The sequence below is a fragment of the Chryseolinea serpens genome, assembly GCF_900129725.1.
Classification (GTDB): Bacteria; Bacteroidota; Bacteroidia; order Cytophagales; family Cyclobacteriaceae; genus Chryseolinea; species Chryseolinea serpens.
The window spans coordinates 507,688-527,606 of the sequence record NZ_FQWQ01000005.1 but is presented as its reverse complement, the minus strand read 5'-3'; the positions used below and the strand labels follow the sequence as shown (position 1 = coordinate 527,606).

17 protein-coding genes are annotated in these 19,919 nt (G+C 51.0%); 12 read left to right on the top strand and 5 right to left on the bottom strand.

Annotated elements, in window-relative coordinates:
- The first annotated feature begins 23 nt into the window (after positions 1-23).
- The 4 genes from BUB30_RS30275 to BUB30_RS30260 are packed head-to-tail and all read left to right on the top strand — an operon-like array spanning position 24 to position 4,350.
- Positions 24-1,601, top strand: a complete 1,578-nt coding sequence (locus BUB30_RS30275) for a PTS system mannose/fructose/sorbose family transporter subunit IID (RefSeq protein ID WP_073142089.1) — start codon at positions 24-26, stop codon at positions 1,599-1,601.
- 13 nt (positions 1,602-1,614) lie between these two features.
- Entirely contained in the window at positions 1,615-3,324 is a 1,710-nt protein-coding gene (ptsP, locus tag BUB30_RS30270; RefSeq protein WP_073142087.1) for a phosphoenolpyruvate--protein phosphotransferase, read from the top strand.
- Entirely contained in the window at positions 3,321-3,587 is a 267-nt protein-coding gene (locus tag BUB30_RS30265; RefSeq protein ID WP_073142086.1) for an HPr family phosphocarrier protein, read from the top strand. Before ptsP ends, BUB30_RS30265 begins: the two co-directional genes overlap by 4 nt.
- A gap of 25 nt (positions 3,588-3,612) precedes the next feature.
- A complete protein-coding gene (locus BUB30_RS30260; RefSeq protein WP_073142084.1) occupies positions 3,613-4,350 on the top strand; it encodes a 6-phosphogluconolactonase in 738 nt (245 codons plus the stop codon).
- Between the two features lie 5 nt (positions 4,351-4,355).
- Here BUB30_RS30260 and BUB30_RS30255 read toward each other — a convergent pair whose 3' ends face one another.
- Positions 4,356-6,461: a copper amine oxidase gene (locus BUB30_RS30255; RefSeq protein WP_073142082.1), complete on the bottom strand. Its 2,106-nt coding sequence runs from the start codon at positions 6,459-6,461 to the stop codon at positions 4,356-4,358.
- A gap of 401 nt (positions 6,462-6,862) precedes the next feature.
- Here BUB30_RS30255 and BUB30_RS30250 point away from each other — a divergent pair, with 401 nt between their 5' ends.
- Positions 6,863-9,475, top strand: coding sequence for an ABC transporter permease (locus BUB30_RS30250; protein WP_221408821.1), 2,613 nt, complete (start codon positions 6,863-6,865; stop codon positions 9,473-9,475).
- Positions 9,476-9,505: 30 nt separating this feature from the next.
- On the opposite strand, the gene BUB30_RS30245 is transcribed toward BUB30_RS30250, so the two are convergent.
- A complete protein-coding gene (locus tag BUB30_RS30245; protein ID WP_073142079.1) occupies positions 9,506-10,174 on the bottom strand; it encodes an NAD(P)H-dependent oxidoreductase in 669 nt (222 codons plus the stop codon).
- Positions 10,175-10,290: 116 nt separating this feature from the next.
- Here BUB30_RS30245 and BUB30_RS30240 point away from each other — a divergent pair, with 116 nt between their 5' ends.
- The 6 genes from BUB30_RS30240 to BUB30_RS30215 all read left to right on the top strand — a co-directional run bounded on the left by BUB30_RS30240 (position 10,291) and on the right by BUB30_RS30215 (position 14,049).
- Complete coding sequence (locus tag BUB30_RS30240; RefSeq protein ID WP_073142077.1) at positions 10,291-10,683, top strand: winged helix-turn-helix transcriptional regulator; 393 nt, start codon at positions 10,291-10,293, stop codon at positions 10,681-10,683.
- 149 nt (positions 10,684-10,832) lie between these two features.
- A complete protein-coding gene (locus BUB30_RS30235) occupies positions 10,833-11,603 on the top strand; it encodes an SDR family NAD(P)-dependent oxidoreductase (RefSeq protein ID WP_073142075.1) in 771 nt (256 codons plus the stop codon).
- A gap of 27 nt (positions 11,604-11,630) precedes the next feature.
- Entirely contained in the window at positions 11,631-12,233 is a 603-nt protein-coding gene (locus BUB30_RS30230) for a short chain dehydrogenase (RefSeq protein WP_073142073.1), read from the top strand.
- Positions 12,234-12,292: 59 nt separating this feature from the next.
- Entirely contained in the window at positions 12,293-13,198 is a 906-nt protein-coding gene (locus tag BUB30_RS30225) for a helix-turn-helix domain-containing protein (RefSeq protein ID WP_073142072.1), read from the top strand.
- Positions 13,199-13,290: 92 nt separating this feature from the next.
- A complete protein-coding gene (locus BUB30_RS30220) occupies positions 13,291-13,653 on the top strand; it encodes a hypothetical protein (RefSeq protein WP_073142070.1) in 363 nt (120 codons plus the stop codon).
- 24 nt (positions 13,654-13,677) lie between these two features.
- On the top strand, positions 13,678-14,049 hold the full coding sequence (locus BUB30_RS30215) for a hypothetical protein (RefSeq protein WP_073142068.1): 372 nt from the start codon (positions 13,678-13,680) through the stop codon (positions 14,047-14,049).
- 15 nt (positions 14,050-14,064) lie between these two features.
- Here the strand turns inward: BUB30_RS30215 and BUB30_RS30210 are convergent, their stop codons facing one another.
- The 3 genes from BUB30_RS30210 to BUB30_RS30200 are packed head-to-tail and all read right to left on the bottom strand — an operon-like array spanning position 14,065 to position 15,372.
- Positions 14,065-14,376 (bottom strand): hypothetical protein, encoded by a 312-nt coding sequence (locus BUB30_RS30210; RefSeq protein WP_143165148.1) that lies wholly within the window; start codon positions 14,374-14,376, stop codon positions 14,065-14,067.
- Positions 14,377-14,426: 50 nt separating this feature from the next.
- Complete coding sequence (locus BUB30_RS30205; protein WP_073142065.1) at positions 14,427-14,936, bottom strand: GNAT family N-acetyltransferase; 510 nt, start codon at positions 14,934-14,936, stop codon at positions 14,427-14,429.
- A gap of 7 nt (positions 14,937-14,943) precedes the next feature.
- Complete coding sequence (locus BUB30_RS30200) at positions 14,944-15,372, bottom strand: MarR family winged helix-turn-helix transcriptional regulator (protein ID WP_073142064.1); 429 nt, start codon at positions 15,370-15,372, stop codon at positions 14,944-14,946.
- Positions 15,373-15,798: 426 nt separating this feature from the next.
- On the opposite strand from BUB30_RS30200, the gene BUB30_RS30195 reads away from it, so the two are divergent.
- Positions 15,799-19,434, top strand: coding sequence for a hypothetical protein (locus BUB30_RS30195; protein ID WP_073142062.1), 3,636 nt, complete (start codon positions 15,799-15,801; stop codon positions 19,432-19,434).
- Positions 19,435-19,919 lie beyond the last annotated feature (485 nt).

The window sequence follows — 19,919 nt, the reverse complement described above, 5'->3', positions numbered from 1 at the left end:
CATCACTCCTTAAACATCCCGTCGTGCTAGTCTCCTTCATCCTCATCACGCTCATTGCCATGTTTGGCCATTCGGAAGATTTTCTGGGCACCACCTTGCTCAGCAGGCCGTTGGTGTTGGGGCCGTTGGTTGGCCTGGTGCTGGGGGATCTTTCGCAAGGCGTCGTGATCGGTGCCACGCTGGAGCTCATCTTTATGGGCAACATCAAAGTGGGCGCGGCCATTCCACCAGATGTGATCACGGGAGGTGTGTTGAGTACGGCTTTTGCAATCCTATCGGGTAAAGGACCTTCCATTGCCTTGGCTTTAGCCGTGCCCATTTCCATCCTGGCAGAGATGGCCATCAGCGGACTGTTTGTGTTCCGCGCCGTATTCAACAAGCGCTTTGCCACCTACGCAGAAGAGGGCGACTATAAAAAACTGCAACGACTCCATGTGCTGTCGGGCCTCTTAAAACCACTGTTGATGGGACTCATCACCTTTACGGCCCTGCTGCTGGGAGCCGACGTGATGAAAGCGTTCCTCGACAGCATCCCCGTTTGGGTGAATGATGGTTTGAAGGTCGCCGGCAACATGCTCCCCGCGCTTGGTTTTGCGTTATTGCTCAACCTGATGTTCAATAAAAAGGTGGCTCCCTATTTCTTCCTGGGATTTGTCTTGACAAGTTATTTGAAGCTGCCCGTCATCGCCATTGGCGCTTTGGGTGTGATTGTCGCCCTCATCATTACGGACATCACACACAAGTCGGCTTCCACGGAAGACGACGATGCCGATGAAGGCGAAAGCCCCGTTGAACCTGCACCCGAGCTTCCCAAGAAAACGATACGAAGTTTATTTTTCCGCTCGCTGGCGTTGGAGGCCAATTTCAATTTCGAGACCTGGCAAAACAGCGGGTTTGCTTTTGCCATGATCCCGGTGTTGAAGAAATTATACACCACCAAGCAAAGCATGTCGGCTGCGTTGACACGTCACCTGCAGTTTTTTAACACGAGTCCTTACGGTTCTACGTTGATCCTCGGTATCACGGCGGCGATGGAAGCGCGGAAAAGCAAATCGGAAGATTTTGATGAGGAGTCTATCAATTCCGTAAAGACCGGTCTCATGGGGCCGTTGGCCGGCGTGTTCGATTCATTGTTCTGGGGCACCTTTAAAGTTATTGCCGCTGGTGTGGGCGCGTCGCTGGCGATCAAGGGCAATGTGCTGGGGCCGATTTTATTTTTGCTGATCTTTAATGTGCCGCATTTAGTGTTGCGCTATCAACTCACGTTCATCGGCTACAACACGGGTACGCGCTTCCTGCAAAACCTGGCCAAGACAAACGTGATGGACAAACTCACTGTGGGCTCGTCCATCCTCGGCCTCATGGTCATCGGCGCCATGACGGCCACGTTGATGAACATCACAACGCCCATCACCTTGGGTAGCGACGACACCGCCGCTACTTTGCAATCCATATTGGATCAGATCGTTCCCAACATCATCCCACTCGGGCTTACCTTTCTGACGTTTTATTTCGTAAAGAAAAACATGAAACCCACGTGGCTGTTACTCGGTTTGTTAGTCGTTGGGTTCCTGGGCAGTATTCTTCACATCCTGGCATAATCAAACTCAATACATGAAAGGCATCGGCGCTTCACCGGGTATCGCGATAGGAAAGGCAGTGGTCGTGGAGAAAAAACGTCCGCGTCTCACGGGCGTGACCCTGCAAAGCGAAGCGGAAGTAAAAAGAGAAGTGCTGCGATTCGAACAGGCCGTGACCTCGGCAGTAGCGGAAGTGGAAGCCGTGATGGATACACTCGTCGCGCACGATGGTCCCACGGAAGTGCTGGAGATCCAGATCGAATTGTTGCAAGACGAGCAGATCATCACCGATGTTGTCGAAAAGATCACTTCGGAACACGTCACGGCGACGGACGCCGTGATGGAAGTGATTGCCGCCGCCGTGACCACGTTACACAATCTGGACGACGCCTATCTCCGCGAGCGGGCGGCCGATGTGGAAGAAGCCGGCAACCGGATCTTGATGGAACTCGATCCCACGCTGAAACCCAGCGAGCTTATCGTAAGCGAAAATACCATACTCATCGGCGAAGACATCACCCCGATGGATATCCTTTCGGTAGACATTGCCAAAGTGATCGGATTGGTCACACGGACCGGTGGCAAGACGTCGCATGCCGCCATCGTAGCAAAGGCCCGGGGCATACCGGCCGTGGTGGGATGTGGCGACGCGCTCGCGTCTGTGAGGGGCGGCGACGTCGTTATCGTCGATGGCAGCGAGGGTATGCTCGTGGTGAATCCGACGACGGAAATACTGAATGAATATACGGCAAAGAAAAAAGCATTCACTACCCAGGCGAGTGCATTAAATGCTTTGAAAGATATTGTCGCTGTGACCACCGATGGCGTGCGCGTCAAATTGATGGCAAACATTTCGAATGCGGCGGACCTGGAAGCATCGTTTGCGTTTGGCGCTGAAGGAAGCGGCTTGCTTCGCACGGAGCTGCTCTTCATGGGCCGCAACACGCTGCCAACCGAAGAAGAGCAATTTGAATTCTATAAAAATGTTGCGTTGCAGGCCGGCGGCAAACCCGTCGTCGTGCGAACGCTCGACATCGGCGGCGACAAGCCCCTGCCCTATCTTCACTTGCCTGCTGAACAAAATCCTTTTCTGGGCTACCGGGCCATTCGCATTTGCCTGGACCGGAAAGATATTTTTATTACCCAACTGCGCGCCATTTTGCGCGCCAGTGTGTTCGGCGATCTGAAGATCATGTTTCCCATGATCAGCAACGTCTCTGAAATCGAGCAAGCCAAAGCCATTTTGGAGGATGTGAAAACGGCGCTGCGATCGGCGTCCACGCCCTACAATGCGGCGATCGAGGTGGGCATTATGATCGAAATTCCCTCGGCGGCGGTGATGGCTGACCTATTGGCTCGCGAAGTTGACTTTTTTAGTATCGGCACAAACGATCTCTGTCAATATACATTGGCGGTAGACCGGATGAATGAACAGGTGAAACATTTGTACGATCCTTTCAACCCCGGCGTGTTGCGGCTGATCCAAAACGTGATCGAACAAGGAAACAAATTCCATCATCACACCGGCATGTGTGGTGAGATGGCGGGGGATGTAACGGCCACGCTGTTGCTCCTGGGAATGGGCTTGAGAGAATTCTCGATGAGCGCCGCGTCGATACCCTATGTCAAAGATCTGATCCTGAACACCAGCATCACGGCCGCCCAGGAAATATGCCGGACGGTGATGGCCATGCGCAGCACTCCTGAAATTATACAATATCTACAAGCTGTAACAAAACGATGATAACACACGATTACCTGATCACCGCGGCCGAGGGCCTCCATGCCCGCCCGGCGACCAACCTGATCCGGCTGGCCAAAAAATACAAGTCGGCCACCAGTCTGAAAAAAGGCGAGAAGACCGTGAAGCTCAACAGCATGCTGAACATCTTGTCGCTGGCGCTGAAGGGCGGCGACACGGTTACGCTGATCGTGGAGGGCGAAGACGAAACCGAGGCTGCCGCCGCGATCGAGACATTTTTTAAAGAGGAGTTGAAGAATTTATAAAAGCATTTTTTCAAAATACAGTATCATGAAGATCACGATCACGAAAGACGAACACCAATTTGACGTCACCGCCGCCTGGCGCATCATTGCCCAGATGCTGGAGAAGCCCAACGCGGTGATTGGACTGTCCACGGGACAAACCACCATCAACATGCACGCCGTAGTCTCGGCCATCCATAAACAATATCCTTTCGATGTGTCGCGCATCACGCTTTTCAATGTGGACGAGCTTACGAATCTTCCCCGCGAATATTCGGGCAGCTGCTACACCATGATCCTAAACCAACTCGCCGGTCCGCTGGGCATCCCCGACGAAAATTTTATCATGCCTCCGACGATGTCGGATGATTTTGAACGGGAAGCGCGGTTATTCGAACAGCGGCTTGCCGAACGCGGTGGCGCCGATCTTCAAATGCTGGGCATTGGCAGCAACGGGCACATTGGCATAAACCAGCCCGGCACTCCCTTTGAAAGTGAGACGTGGGTGTCGCCGATGGATCCCGACTTTGAAGCACGCGTTCGCCGCGAAACTCAAGTACCACCCGAAACCGTGTTGGGAGGATTGACCCGCGGCATAAAAAATATCATGTATACGCGCAAGCTTATCCTGATCGCCAAAGGAGCACACAAGGCCGACATCATTGAGCAAGCCATCCTCGGCCCGGTCACTACGGATATACCGGCTTCGGTGGTGCAGCTTCATCCCAACTGCGAGATCCTTTTGGATGCAGCCGCCGGAAAGAAGTTGGTCGGAAAAATTTAATTTTTCTATCGCTTCACGAGAACCGGCTGCGCCTTCTCTCCGGGCAAAGGAACGCACAGCGAAACATCCGGGGGCACCTTTGTCCCTTGAACCACCGTGGTTTTTGTTTTCGCGTGTTTGCCTCCGATGACGGGATTGCTTTCAAAAAATCCGAAAGGCGCCAACGTAAAGCCTAGCGTATGCGTGTTCATGATGGGCCATTCCTCGGGTCGCACGATGTGGGTGATGCCCAGGTTATACCAGAGCACGACATCCTTGCCCACCAGGTCTTCTTTGTCGCTGGTCCATTGCGTGATGCCGTCTTTTATGGCTCTTGAGTTGGGATACTCGCCTGCGGGGTGTGTTTCATTTTCTTTGTAGGCGGTCACCCATACCTGGCGTTCCAGGAAGTCGGCCATTTTTCGCGGGCCCGAGCCGGTTCCTGCATACGGCATGGCGTTGGAGCCCGGCATGATCACATAACTTTTCATTTGCCCCAATGCATTCACGGCCTTGGAGTCGGCGATCATCCAATGGCGGTTGCTGGCCGGGTTCAGGTTGCGCTGGCCTTCCCCTTCGTTCCGGATCAGCGACATCTGTTTGGCAAAGGCATTGCCGTAGGGATTTGTTTTCGATGGCGGCACGGCCACGGTGTTCATCTCCTCCACCAGGTTCTCGGTTCCGTCGACATCCAGATCCAAGCGGAATGAAAAGAAGTGCTGGTGGTTCACCGCCTCCACGTGAGGCGCTACGAGTGTGCCGTAATAATTTCCATTGAATGTTTCATCAGGTCCGCCAGGCAGGTCGCTGGTGCGGTTCACACCCTTGATGCCCACGATGCCCGTGAGTTCTGCTTTGAGGTCGATGGTGCCGTCTTCGTGAAAGATCCACTTCAATCCATAGTCGTAGTTCCATACGCGTGTAAAATATTTGACGACGAGATTTCGCGCCTCATGCGAGAAGCGGCCGTGGCGCGTGATGGGGCCGCCGTATTCTTCATACACGGCAATCACGCTGTCGAGCTTCATGGGCTCGCCGCGTTCGTCGTGAAAGAAGGTGGACAGGAATTTTGAATTCATCGGCACATCGGCGCCTGCCTTCAGGCCATTCATCACTTTGGGATCGCCCTGTCCCATGCGGTAGGCGCCCACGTCATAGTAGTTCCACGCGGCGTGTGTCATGTCGGTGGATCCATAGGGTACATACATTTCGGCTACGGAGGCGCGGTACAGCACCGGCCGGAGTGTGCCGTTGTCGTTGAACTTGGCGTCGCGGATGACCAACCCCTCGCGGTTGTCGATGCCGACACGGAATGTCCAGCTTTTGCTTTTTATTTCGTAGCCTTCAATGGTAAAGCTTGTTCCCTCGGGCTGACTCATCTGCAACGGTTTTGTTTTAGGTGCCACCACCGTATCCACGGCAGGATTGAAATAGCCGATGTCTTCGGGTTTGTAATATCCCTTGCCCCCATCATCCAAAACTTTGAGAACCTTTTTCGTGGTGAGGTCCACATAGGCCACAAGACCATCGATCAAAAGCTCGTGATACTTCTTGTTGATATATTGTGGTGTGCAGATCATTTCACGATGATCGGCCGGTGCCATGCCCATCTCGCCGGCAAACACATAGGAAGTCTTAATAGAGTCAGGATGGATGTTGCGTTTTTTCAATCCCTCCATCCAGGCCGGGTCGCTTTTGAGCAGTTTGTCTACCAATGTATCGCCTGCCATTCCACCGGCTGTGACGCCCGCCATGTACTCGAACGATTTTACTTTTTTTGCCGTGATGTCAATCACCGCTTCGAAGGTCTTGTTGGTGTTCCAATCATACAACACGGCAAAGGCTTGTCGTTGAAAAGCGTCGCCAGGTTTGTAGTTGAGCATGTCGGCCTTTGCCGGCTCTTTCAGATTGATGACAAAGAAGCGATACGTGCTGTCTATTTTCTTTTCCGCGAGCAAGACTTGCTTCACGGTCCTGATCTCGCTTTCGCCGAGGGGATCGAACGGGTGAGGAAGCGGTGCGGCCGCAGACTCCATGGCTTCGGCCTGGACTTTTTTACCAGCACAACGGGTGAGCAGAATAAGAATGGAAAGTAGTGGGATCAGGAAGACAATGCCGTAACGCGTTTTCATAGGTGGAAATAGGGTTTTTCAGGTTCCACATGAATTTAAAGGAATCTTGATCGAAAAACATGGGATGATATGCTGACGGGGGAATAATTTTTATTGCAACCGTTGAAGGAGGATTGGGGTGGGCGATGTGTGAAAAAACACACGGCGGGTGTTGGGAAGGTGGAGGGATATTTAAAGCAGAGGGGGATTAGAGTGATTGGTCGTTTTTTCAGGAGCCAGAATCCAGGAGCCGGGAGCCAGGAGCTTGTTCTCGGCATTCAGTAGTTAGTAGTCAGTTTTCAGGACGGGTCACAGCACTGGCTTGGTCAGATCGTCGTGCATCCAACCATTTTACATACATTTACGTAATTAATACAAATGGTGCTTATTATTTTGGATAGCGCTTTAAAAATAGGGGCGTCATGAAGCGGGGTGATATACGTCCACCGCGTTGGGCAACGCGATTGCTTCATTGGTATTGCCGGGCTGAGATCGTAGAGGATCTGGAAGGAGATCTCAATGAATATTTTCAGCGGCATGCGAGATCAAAGGGGATAGGGAGGGCCAGGCTGATTTACGTCATCGATGTTTTCAAGTTTTTCAGGTCGTATACGGTTCGTAAACCAAATTTCGTAGATCTTTTAATACAGTGGATTATGATCGGCAGCTACATCAAAACCTCGGGCCGTAGTATTGTGCGGCACAAATTATTCTCTGCTATCAACATTGCCGGGCTTGCCGTGAGCATGTCGGTGGGTTTGGTGGTGATCGTTTTCATTTCCGACCTGATGTCGTATGACAGCTTTCATGAAAAGCGGGACAGGATATACCGCGTGATCACCACCAACGGATCGATGGTTTGCGCCTCAACATCGGTGGTGGCGGGAAAAAAGATCGACGAGACGCTATCAGGCATCGAGGCGCTCACCCTTCTTCGCCGGGGATTTGGTGGTGATGTGACGGCGGGCCCGGCAACTTTGCCCATCAGCGGCTTATGGGCCGACGCATCTTTCTTTAAGGTCTTTACCTTTCCCCTGTTATACGGCGACCCCGCCACGGTCCTGAAAGAGCCCTACTCCTTGGTGTTGACAGAGCAGTCGGCAAAGAAAATATTCGGCGTGACCGATGTGCTGGGCAGATCTGTTAAAGTGGATACGCTCAATTATGTTATTACCGGTGTGATGAAAGATATTCCCAAACTGTCGCACCTGCGGTTTGAGTCGCTCGCTTCCTTTTCTACTGTGGAATTGCAAAAGCCGGATACGGATGGAGGTTTTATGAGTTGGGGCAGCCTATACATGAATTATGTTTACCTGGTTCTCCAAAAAGACAGCGACCCTTCCGTTCTACAAACCAGCCTCGATAAGATAAGCGCTGCTGAAAATAGAGGTCTGGTGGATTCAAAGATCTCCCTTTCGCTACAGCCCCTGGCTGATATTGCGATCGGAAAAAAACTGGTCAACCAGATCGGACCGGTCATGAATTCAGCAGCGATATGGATATTGGCAGGGCTCGCCGCCGTGGTGATCCTCTCCGCGTGTTTCAACTACACAAACCTGTCGGTGGCGCGCGCGTTCAGGCGTTCACGTGAAGTGGGCATTCGCAAGATCATCGGTGCCGGAAAAGGTCATGTGATGGGACAGTTCCTTATGGAATCTGTGATCATTTCGTTGATGGCCCTGGTGGTCTCGTTTCTTTTGTTCCTGTTTTTGCGCACGCAATTCATTTCACTCCATAGTTTTCTTGAAAACCTTGCCGTACTAAAGCTTACTCCCGGAATTGTTCTCAGCTTTATTGCATTCGCCATCGCCGTGGGTATCGCGGCCGGCATTATTCCTGCGCTGCTATTCTCGCGGATCAATCCCAACAAAGTATTAAAGGACGCATCGACGCTGAAACTCTTTCGCCACGTGAACCTGCGCAAGGGATTGATCGTGGTGCAATACTTTTTTTCCTTGATCTTCATCACCTCAACCCTGGTGGGTTACAAACAATACAGCAGTTTTCTGGCCTTCGATTTAGGGTTCACAACCGAGAATATCCTGAACATCAACCTTCAGGGAAACAGCGCCAACGCAGTCATAAAAGAATTGAAGGAGCTCCCTGAAGTGGAAGGGGCTTCGCAGTCGCTCATCGTAATGAGCCTGGGTCATATCTATGGGTTGCCCATGAAGTATGAAAAAACGAACGACTCTGCTGGCGTATGGCTGAATATTATCGACGAACACTATTTGCCGCTTCATCGCCACACGCTTCTGGCGGGAAAAAATTTTACACCAAAACAGGAGGGTGCCACGGAGAGTGAGACCATTGTAAATGAGCGTCTCCTGAAACGATTCAACATTGCGAACAGCGATCCGGCCAAAGCCATCGGTGAAGAAGTTACGATTGACGGAAAGAAATTGACGATCGTGGGCGTGGTAAAGGATTTTCATTATGAGACGGTGGAAGACAATATCGAGCCCATGGCCTTCCGCTATTTTGCGAATACGAACTACGGTTTCGTGAACGTAAAGATCAACAGCCACGACTTGCCGGCCACCCGTGCGCGCATCGAAGAGGCTTGGCGAAAAGTGGACAAGGTTCATCCCCTGGACGCAAAATTTTATGATGACCAGATCGAGCAGGCCTACAGCGCGTTCTCCATGATGTTGAAGGTGATCGGTTTCCTGGCGTTTCTTGCCGTTTGTATTTCGTCGATGGGCTTGTTTGGAATGGTGGTGTTCACGACCGAGACGCGTCTGAAAGAGATCAGCATACGCAAAGTGCTGGGTGCAAGCGAGGGCAAATTGATCGTCCTGCTCAGCAAAGGGTTTATCCTGCTGCTCAGCATCGCTGCCGGCATTGCTCTTCCCATTACTTATCTGTTCTTCGACAAGGTGGTGTTGGCCAACTTCGTATATCACGATCCGATCGGATGGCCGGAGATGCTGATCGGTTTTCTATCCGTCATGGCCATTGCGTTCCTGATGGTCGGTTCACAGACCTTCAAGGTGGCGCGGTCAAATCCTGCCGAGGTGTTGAAGCGGGAGTAGCTCCACTTTGCAAAAGGCAGGCATCCCGCGTCAATACGTCCCCACTTCTACCGGTGATTCATTGAACACCTCCGCCAGCCTGCTCCTCCATTGATCAAGTTCCCGCTCGCGCATGGCGGGCGATTGTCGTGCCGGTCCATAAATGATCTGTGGCCGCAAGACACTGAACCCCGTGAACCGCAGCATGCCGCGGTGGATGGGTTTGAGAATGTTCTGAATATCACCCTGAAGTCCATCCTCACGGTAAGCTTCCTCACGACCCCCGGTGGTTAGAGAAAGCAGGGCTTTTTTAGTCTTGAACACACCTTGTTCGTAGAGCCTTCCCTCCCCATAGAAACGTCCCATGGCAAAAACGCGATCAACCCAACCCTTGAGGATGCCGGGCACGCTAAACCACCACAGCGGAAATTGCCAGATCATCAGATCGCACCACTCTACTTTCTGTTGTTCACGTTCAATGTCTGCAGCAAAGCCGACGGTCTCAGTGGCATGCACTTCTTCCAACTGCTGTTTAAAGAATGCCGCATTCTGAAGTCTTGTGAAATTGCTTTGATCGGATACGGGATTAAAACGCATAGCATACAGGTCGGAAGTTTTCACTTCGTGACCGGCCGCCGTGAGCGTTTCAATCGCGGTAGTAAACATGGTGGCGTTCATACTTTGAGGCTCGGGATGTGCCAGGACGATCAATATTTTCATAAGAGACCCTGTTTTTTTAATGGGCCGAACAAAATTATCGCAGTGTGGGTTTACATGGACAGTGCACAGCGCATTGTGCGGAGCACACAAAAATGTAAGCGCAAAAAAATAAAGCCATGGGAAAACGCAAACCAACCTCCACCAATACCATCAACCGCGAAACGCTGATCGATTTCTGCGGCATGGTCTATGCCGTCGACATTTTGGGTGGCCGATGGAAGCTGCTCATTTTATACAAACTCGAAGGCAGGACGTTGCGCTTTAGCGAGCTGAAGAAACGCCTGCCAAACGTGTCCGATCGCATGCTCACTTTGCATCTGCAGGAACTGGAAAAGAGCGGTCTGGTGATCCGGACCGTCCATGCGGAAGTGCCGGCCCGGGTGGAGTACCATTTGTCGGAGAGCGCCCGGCAGCTGGCGCCGGTCTGGAAACAACTGGAGCAATGGGGGCTTGCACATAGGGATGTGATGGAAAAAGCAGGAGAGCTTTCTGTGGCCATTCAAAGCTAATCTCCCTGTCTGGCACCCTCCCCAATCAAAACCTGATGAAGGGACTTCCGGAGCAAAGCTGTTAAAAGTATAAGGAATGCCCGAAAACGTATAAATCGCTTTGTGGCTTTGTGATCAATTTTGTGATGTCATAACCAATGAACGCAAATATGAACACAACACAAAAGAAAATCGCTTTAGTCACTGGCGGAAGCCGTGGACTGGGAAAAGACATGGCCCTGAACCTGGCCAGAAAAGGCAACGACGTGATCGTTACTTATAACTCTAAAAAAGACGAAGCGCTCCAGGTCGTGGCCGAGATCGAACAACGGGGTCAGCGCGCCGCAGCGTTGCAACTGAATGCTGGAACCGTGTCCGGCTTCGACACTTTTTTTGCAGCGTTGCAAGCCACTTTGAAAAAAACATTTGGTACGGAGCGTTTTGATTTTTTGATCAACAACGCCGGGCATGGCATCTCGGTGCCGTCGCTGGCCGCTACCACAGAAGAACAATTTGATGAGCTCATGAATGTTCATCTCAAGGGCGTGTTCTTCTTAACCCAAAAAGCCCTCCCCTACCTCAATGATGGCGGCGCCATCGTCAACATATCCAGCGGGCTGACGCGTTTCAGTTACCCAGGAAGCGGAGCTTACGCCAGCATGAAGTCGGCCGTGGAAACACTGACCAAGTACATGGCCAAAGAACTGGGCTCCCGTTTCATCCGGGCCAACATCGTAGCACCCGGTGCGATTGCCACCGACTTTAACGGCGGACGATTGAGAGAGACACCACAGGTTCAGGAGTACATAAAATCCATCACAGCCCTTCCCCGCATCGGTCAGGCCGATGACATTGGCGGTGTAGTTGCCTTTTTATGTTCAGAAGATGCCAAGTGGGTGAACGGGCAACGCATCGAAGTTTCCGGCGGCATGTATTTGTGATGTTCAAAACTTCCCAAAAGAAAAATTATGAAACGGAAAATAGTGGTTATCGGTGCGAGCGGCACGATCGGAAAAGCGGTGGCGAAGGCGTTGGAGGAAGGCGGTCACGAAGTTGTTCGCGTCTCGCGCTCCTCGGGCGGCTACCGGGCAGACATTCAGCAGAAAGAAAGCCTGGATGCTTTGTTCAAATCCATCGGCACCTTCGATGCCGTGGCCAATGCCGCCGGCGATGTGGTGGCCGGGCCCTTCGAACAATTGACCGATGAGAACTTTGCTTTTGCACTCGGTCATAAATTGATGGGACAGATCAATATTGTGCGTGCTGCGCTTCCCTACATTTCCGACAAGGGCTCGTTCGCCTTGGTGTCGGGTGTGTTGACGGACGAGCCGATCGCGGGAGGCACCCTCGGCACGGTGGTGAACGGAGGTGTGGAAGGCTTTGTGAAAGCCGCGTCGCACGAGCTGCCGCGCGGCATACGCATCAATTGCATCAGCCCCACCGTGCTCACGGAGTCCCCGTCGTATCACCCTTATTTTCCAGGGTTCATCCCGGTAGATGCCTGGAAAGTAGCGAAGGCCTATGAGCGGGCTTTGCTGGGGATCATCAACGGTCGCATCCTCCGTGTGTAATCTTCGAAATTGCATCCCGGGTTGAATCTTATATTTCTGTATATTTATCCTTGACGATCATGCCCAATACCTTTGTCGATATAGCCACCATCTCGGACCTGCACAAACTCTACGGTTGCGCCAGTCCCAGGCACCCGCTGGTGTCGTTCATCGACCTGAAAGAAATCAGCCGGGAAAACTTTCGCGAAGAGGAAACGGCGTACCGGATCGGATTTTATTCGGTGTACCTCAAGCAACTGAAAGGCTCCATGAAATATGGGAAATCCTATTACGACTTCGACGAGGGCACCATGGTGTTTACCGCCCCCGGTCAGGCCATTTCCACAGCGCGTCACGTTTCGTATAACGAGGGGTGGGGTTTGTTCTTCCACGCCGATTTGTTACACCGCACAGACCTGGGAAGAAAGATCCATCAATACTCGTTCTTTCACTACGACGTGAACGAGGCGTTGCACGTATCCGACGAAGAACGGGCGACGCTGAGGGATTGTGCAGAAAAAATAAAAAAGGAATACTCTCAAAATATCGACAAACATTCGCAGGGACTCATCTTAAATAACATCGAACTCCTACTCAACTATTGCGACCGGTTCTACGACCGGCAATTCATTACCCGCGCAAAAGTGAGCAACGACATCGTACAACAATTCGAGCGCTCGCTGCTGAACTACTTCGCCCAGGACTCCCTCATGGAAGTAGGCTTACCGGATGTAAAATACTTTGCCTCCGAATTGAATCTGTCGCCAAGTTATTTATCGGATCTACTGAAAAGATATACCGGAAAAACAACACAGGAGCACATCCATCTGCAGTTGGTAGAGAGAGCCAAATCGCTGTTGTGGAGTTCGGACAAATCGATCAGTGAGATTGCCTATGAACTTGGGTTTGAGCATCCCTCCCATTTTACAAAGATCTTCAAATCAAAATCGGGGAAGTCCCCAAAGGAGTTCAGGCATTTGAACTAATTTTAATGAGCGACAACTATAATCCCCTTCCTGCGTTCAGGCAGGGGAAGCTGGTTCCAATCACACGCTCTGCAAACTTTTATCCCTAAAACATGGCCAACGAAAAAACAACAATCGAGGAGTGGAAAGTGAAAGACCTGGAAGACGGTTCGGCGATCACCATCAACGTCATTGCCTGCACCGAGATGGGTAACGAATCCAAACCCGGAATCCAGGTATGCTACATGGGCTACACGGTAAACTACGAACCCTTGCTTGTGGAGCGGCTGGCGTACAAAGCCACCAAGGCTGGTCTTCGGGAAATGTTGCTGGAGGACTACAGTTGGATGGTACACGAAGATCAGTACGTCAAAAACTATCTTGTCCTTGGCTCCCCGCTCAAGGCACGCGTGGAAGTGAAGTCGCGCAGCTCCCAGCCGGTGAGCAAAGAATATGCTCTTCCCTTTGAAGTCTAGTCTGAACCTGGCACCGATCGACGCATGAGTACTACCGACAAGCAGGTCTGCGCAGCGGTGGCCATGGTCGTTTTGATTCATGCCATCGTCCTGATCGTGGGATTGGCTTCTTCCAGCTTTGGCATCATCGTTTATCTGAATTTAGCGGTAAGTGTATCCCTGCTGTTGTACTGGACGCAAAAACAAATCCGGATCCAACAGCATATTATGGAATTTCGTGAGATGTTGGTGGTGGTCTTTGAGGCTTTGGTAGCGGGTTGCTCGGTTTATGCATTGATCGAGGCGCCCGTAGGATGGCTCTGGGTTGCACACGTTGTTATTTCAGGGATTCATTTTCTCGCGATCCTGGTGTTTTTTATCTTCATGCTCACGTTTAAGATCAAGAAGTTATTTTGATTCTCCGTTGGTAGACTAAAACGTCTCCTCCCATTGCACGACATAGTGCTCCGCCCGAAGGTCATACCGGATCATCATGGCCTTGACGACGTCGGGAACGACCGCCTCCTCGTAATGCATTCCGGCAAACTGCTGAATAGATTCCAGTTTCTCCCATCGCGTGATGATCAAAAACGCTATGCCTTCTTTTGTCTCCTGGCTAAGGATCGAGAAGCCCTTAAATCCGGGAATCGCTTTTAATCCGGGAAGCGTCTCGTTCTGGAGATGCTGAATATAATCGCCAGCCATTTCCCGGATCGCAATTCCCTTCCAGTGTCTTTCCACCATGATCGTTATGTTATGATAGGACGCCTTCGTTTTATCGACCCTAATTATATTCAATCCGCTGTCACAAGATCGTAGCGCTGTTCTTTAAGAACCTTGCCGAAAGCTGTGGACTCTTTTTCTTCCGTCAATTTAAATCCTTCCCGCTTGTAAAGGGACGCCGCGGCAGATAGTTCATGCGTCGTCCATAAGTAAGAAGCCGTGTAGCGGCATGCCCGCAGGAAATCCATATACAGCGACATCATCTTCTTGCCAAGGCCAATGCCCCGGTAATCGGCTTCCAGATAAAAGTAACGAAGCTGTGCCACCTTATTGTCGCGATGCATGAGCAGAAGAAACCCGACGATGCGTTGATCGTGTTCCGCAATCCACACTCGGTCCCTGGACGGATCATAACCTTTATAAAATTCATGCAGTCCCCCGGCTACATAGGACTCAAACGACACGCCATATCCGTATTCGTCGCCATAGAGTTTACCATGCCGGTGGATGATATAGCCCAGATCGCCGGGCCGAAGGGTTGTGCGGATCGACACTTCGTCCAGGGTAATTTTCCCTCTCATAGCGGATTTATTTTGATGTTAATATTCTTTTAATTTCAGCCATGCTGCCCAATAGCAGCGCAAGATCTTTTTCCGAAAGCTCCTTTAGGATCGACTTCACCTGGTCGTTGGAGGCTTTGTCCAGCTGTTGAAATTCCTTCTTCCCCTCGGCGGTGAGATTCAGAAAAATGACGCGCGTATCTTCAGCAGAGCGCTGTCGATTTATAAACTTCCTTTTTTCAAATTGCCGCAGCACCCTGCTGAGGTATCCTTTATCGATGGATAGTGTGTGAATGAGATCACTGGCCGTTTGGTTCTTGCCGTGATAGAGTTCATACATGATCCGGGCCTCCACCAGTGTATAATTACTGTTCAGGATATGGTTGTCGAGCAGCCCGATCACCGCCGTATAAAAACGGTTGAAGGAGCGAAATTCTTCGATGGGCTTGTTATTCATGAAACGAAGATAGATTATTTTAGTTGACTAAGTCAACTAAAATAATTTGAAATATTTCCTTTTGCGGCGGACATGTCCCAATTCTCTGGTATTGAATGCCTTGATCAGGTTCGCTACATTCGTTTGTCACTACTCGCTCCCCTGATCCGTCCACCTGGAGTTTGAGATTCATATTTTATGCGACCGTTTCCGGTTGCGCTTTGGCCCGTTGAGAGATCTGAGCGGCTCACCGCGTGGGTAGTAGACGTCTTCATCCTGTTGTTGAAATTCATAAGACTGAAGAACGCGTTGATCCAATTTTAAGACAGGTAAAGAAACCGACGTCAATCCCAAATTTCACCCTGAACCGTATGCGTTGATTTGCAGGCCCTTTGCCTCAATAGACAAAACATCCTCCAGTATTTATCATTCTAAAAACTAAAGATCATGGCAGCAAATTCAATCCCCTTCGTCAACGAGCTTATTTATGGCGACATGGGCAGCGCTGAATTGGGTGCATCAGCTCACCTTCCATCGAGTGGACTAAACCATTTGCGATGGACGCTTCAATTTATACCAAACCTGGGAACGACCACGGTCACCGGGCAGCAGTTCCTGTCGCATCACCTTGACTACATGCTTGCCAGCTATGAAGAATGGCGCAGTAAATATTTCCTGCCGCCGGTCCGTCCGTGGAATGGACTGGATATGTATCCGGGCATGGGTTTGCCGGAGGGGCCCATATTGCCTGTTACGTTGAGTGGAGGTGCATTTCCTGCCGGGTGGACATTAGACGATCTGGGAAACGCCGTGCGAAATTATTATAAAGAAACAAGGCACTACTTTGGTGGTACGGAGATGAACCAGGATGAAGTAAAGACGCCATATAGTCACCGGTATTGGGCTTTCATGAAATGGGTCAGCGACCTGAGAAAAAGATTGCTTGGAGAACCTGTGCTTCCTGTTTCCGCCGTGTATGACAAAGATGGCATTGTACTTTCTGAAAAAGATTTTACGGATATTTTTTACATGGTCCACCACGTCTGGCATCCCAGCGGGCCGATTGGAAGCGGTTGGACGACGCCTACACCTTATTTTAAAACAAGCGTTGGGCAACACATTGGAAAAAAAGAAATCAGTCGCACCCAGGTGGGGGCAGAATTTTTTGCATTCCATAGAGATCATTTGGAACTCTTCGACCGCTGGCTGGCGCGGACAAATCAAGAGGCCGTTCAATCGCACAACTGCTGTGCACACGACACCGGGGGTGGCGGTCTTCCACCCGCTGGTGTGGAAGCCGATACCTCGGGGAACCCACTGGTAGACTGGGCTGCGTCGTCAACGAATCCGCCGGTTAATTTCAGCCCCGTTCATAACACCCTCTGGAATGGCGATCTCCATGAATTCCCAAACCTCGGATTGATGGGGCAGTTATTTGCGCTGGATAATAATCAATTCACTCAAATCAATGTTCTATTAGACGATGGTATCACAGAGTGGATGGACACAGGTTACCATGCGGAAGGACATATCCTGAACGGCGACCTGATCGATGCCGTTACCAACAATCACGTTCCCCGATTTTTTGCATGGCACGGTTTCATCGATGATCTGTGGAGCAAACGCAGGCCTGATTTCAATGCCCTTGATTTTGTATTATCTACGAATGCTACTTTTCCTAGCCCGCAAGTGCTTACGATTCTTCGTGATCTGAATACAAATACAGACACGGTCGAACCGTCCAATGCTATTTCAGGAATAAATCTCGCCAATGGACAAGGAACGCTTAACCTGAAAGTAAATGTCAGGACGGATCCCTTCGGCCGTTCTTTGAATTTGAAGATCACGTGTGATGTGATCCGGGAGAATGTGAGTAACACACCGGTCATCTCTATTACGCGCAACCTTACAATCACCACCGCGCAACAGAATGTCGATCGCATAGAACAGTTTGTGTTTGACGGTTCTGCCGGCACGCTGGATATTTCGGGCGAAGGTCCCTTCATTCAGGACAACCTCTTGTTTTCGCCAACGGCGACGGGTTTTAAAAACAGCGTGATTCGGATAACGGCCCATCTTTCCTGCGATCAACAGGCAAACGGCAGTATTGCATCTGCTGCGGGTACTCTATCCAGCAGCGGTATCACGGTCACCGGAACAGGCACTTCTTTTAACCAGTTTAATCAAGGCGATCTGCTGCGGGCCAACGGACAAGTAAGAGCCATTGCCACCATAAATTCGAATACATCGATCACTCTTCTTGAAGCTTTTGTTCCGAATCTTCCTGCCGGATCGGCGTATACCCGCATTGATGGATTTGATTTTGAAAAAGTGATTGAATTACCTCTCATCCAGGAAAAACAAGCTCCTGAAATTACCACATATCTGAATCGCAGTTCTTTTAGCAAAGACCAGGTCGATGCGGTGGCCAGTGGTGGTCAAAGTGTTTTTGACGATTCCTTTTATGTTATTCTCCAGGACCGCACCAGCAGGGCCGCCACGATTGTTTGGCCGGCGGAAGTAGAACCTCAACTAAAAAATCTCATTGCCCCTCCCGTGTACGGTGCGGGCATTTACACGGACGTTGCCCATCAACCGTTGATCGAATTTCAGGACTTGATGGGCACTCCTGTTCCCGCCACAGACATCCAGGTTAGCATTACCTCAATCAACTCCGAAAGTCCCGGTTTGCATCCGGCCATCCCTCAACGCATCACGTATACGTGCCAGGTGATTTTTCCTGCGGCCACCACCTTATTTGCAGGAATGGTCGCCGGTGATTTAAAAGATCTGAAACTCGTGGTCACTGCCACCGATCGTTGCGGGAACCGCGTGGTGGACGATTCAAAGAGAGTTCGCTTGCAGATAAATGCCAACCCTTATATGCTGGACGGCCCAACGTCATGGTTAAGCGTCGATACCAGGGTATTCAAAATACAGCAGGGACAGACGAAGTTTGGAGTGGCTGCGGGATGGACCGATCCAAATGCCTTTATCCAGCAGGTGATCGCCAACCTTCGCACCGGCCACGGAACTGCGGGAGGAGAAACTTTTGATGCGCTTACGCAGGATGAGGCGGCGTCTGCACTGGAATACTCCACTACCGTGAATGGGATCACCTACTACAATTTTGCCCTTGCAAAAATGCAGTGCCAAAGCGTTACGGGCGCAACCGGCGTCCGGGCTACGTTCAGGCTTTTCCGGTGGGGAACCGCCAATGTAGAATTTGATAATACACTAGCGTATCGTACAGCCGCCAGCGGCATCGGATTGCTGGGACGCACCAGCACCAACGAATTGGCATCCATTCCATTTTTTGCTGAACCAAGAGTCTCCGTGTCGACGGATATGAATACCCAGTCCGATCCGGCCAATCTTTTCAATTTCGGCCCCTTCGGAGGAGGCGACGATGTTAGTTTCTTCGGTGCATACCTGGACATCAACCAAAGCACCAACCGTTTTCCCAATACGTATACTGGCGACGGTGGCTTTGGCGGAACGCTGTTCTCCATCCGAAACCTGCTGTTGGGTAATCACCAGTGCATGATCGTAGAGGTTGTTTACACCGGTGATCCTACCGTAAACGGTGCAACGCCGGGCACTTCTGATAATTTGTCACAAAGAAACCTGCTGATTGTGCAGACAGCGAATCCCGGTGATGAGATCACGAGAACGGTACAGCATTTGTTCAACATCGATCTTGCCCGGAAGAGAAAGTGTGAGCATGAAATTGACGACGACATGGATCACGGTACACATGATCATGAATTGGACACGTCGAAAACAAACACCTCAACCCGGAAGCAAATTGCTGCAAGGTACAGGTCATGCCCGCATCACCGGCCGAGGGAGGGATGGGCCAGGACCATATGCACCACCTGGAAACGGGGTGGATTGCGCAGTTCCCGGAACTCCTGGAGAAAAAGATGCACGCGCTTCACGAGGCGCTGGAAGCCAGGGAAAAATGGCAATTCGATGCCGTCCAGTGGAAAGCCGGAACAGGTCTTGACGAACTGGTTTTTTTCTGGAACAACCTTCCAAAAAATTCGATCGTCGATGTATATATCCCCGGTGTGCCGGTGACTGAAATTTTCAACTACCGCAATCTCCGACATGCCCCAGGAACGGTTCTGATCGTCAATGAAAACACACTCCGGCTTTTGGTTGATGAAATAACGTACCTGCCCGTGCCTCCATTTTATGGCGACAATATCGCGGGTTTGATCACCGTGCAGTTGCCCAAGGGAATAAAAAAGGGCCAGCGCTTTAAAGTAGATGTATTGCAGATGCGCACCGATGAAGCCAGGACCCTGGGCGGGTTTCAATTGAATATCCAGGTGGAAAAGGCTTTTGAAATTGCGCACCAGGAAAGAAATTGGCTCGAACTCTTTCATCGCCGGCTGAGTCTCATACCCAAAGACAACCGCTGGTTCCCCGTCTTACAGAAACAAGTTGAATTCACGAGGGCCAGGGCGAAAGGCCTGGTGGCGCTTGCCAATGAAGAACGACCATCCGATGAGCCCTTACAATGGAATGATCCCACCACACATCAGAAGGGACAACGCATA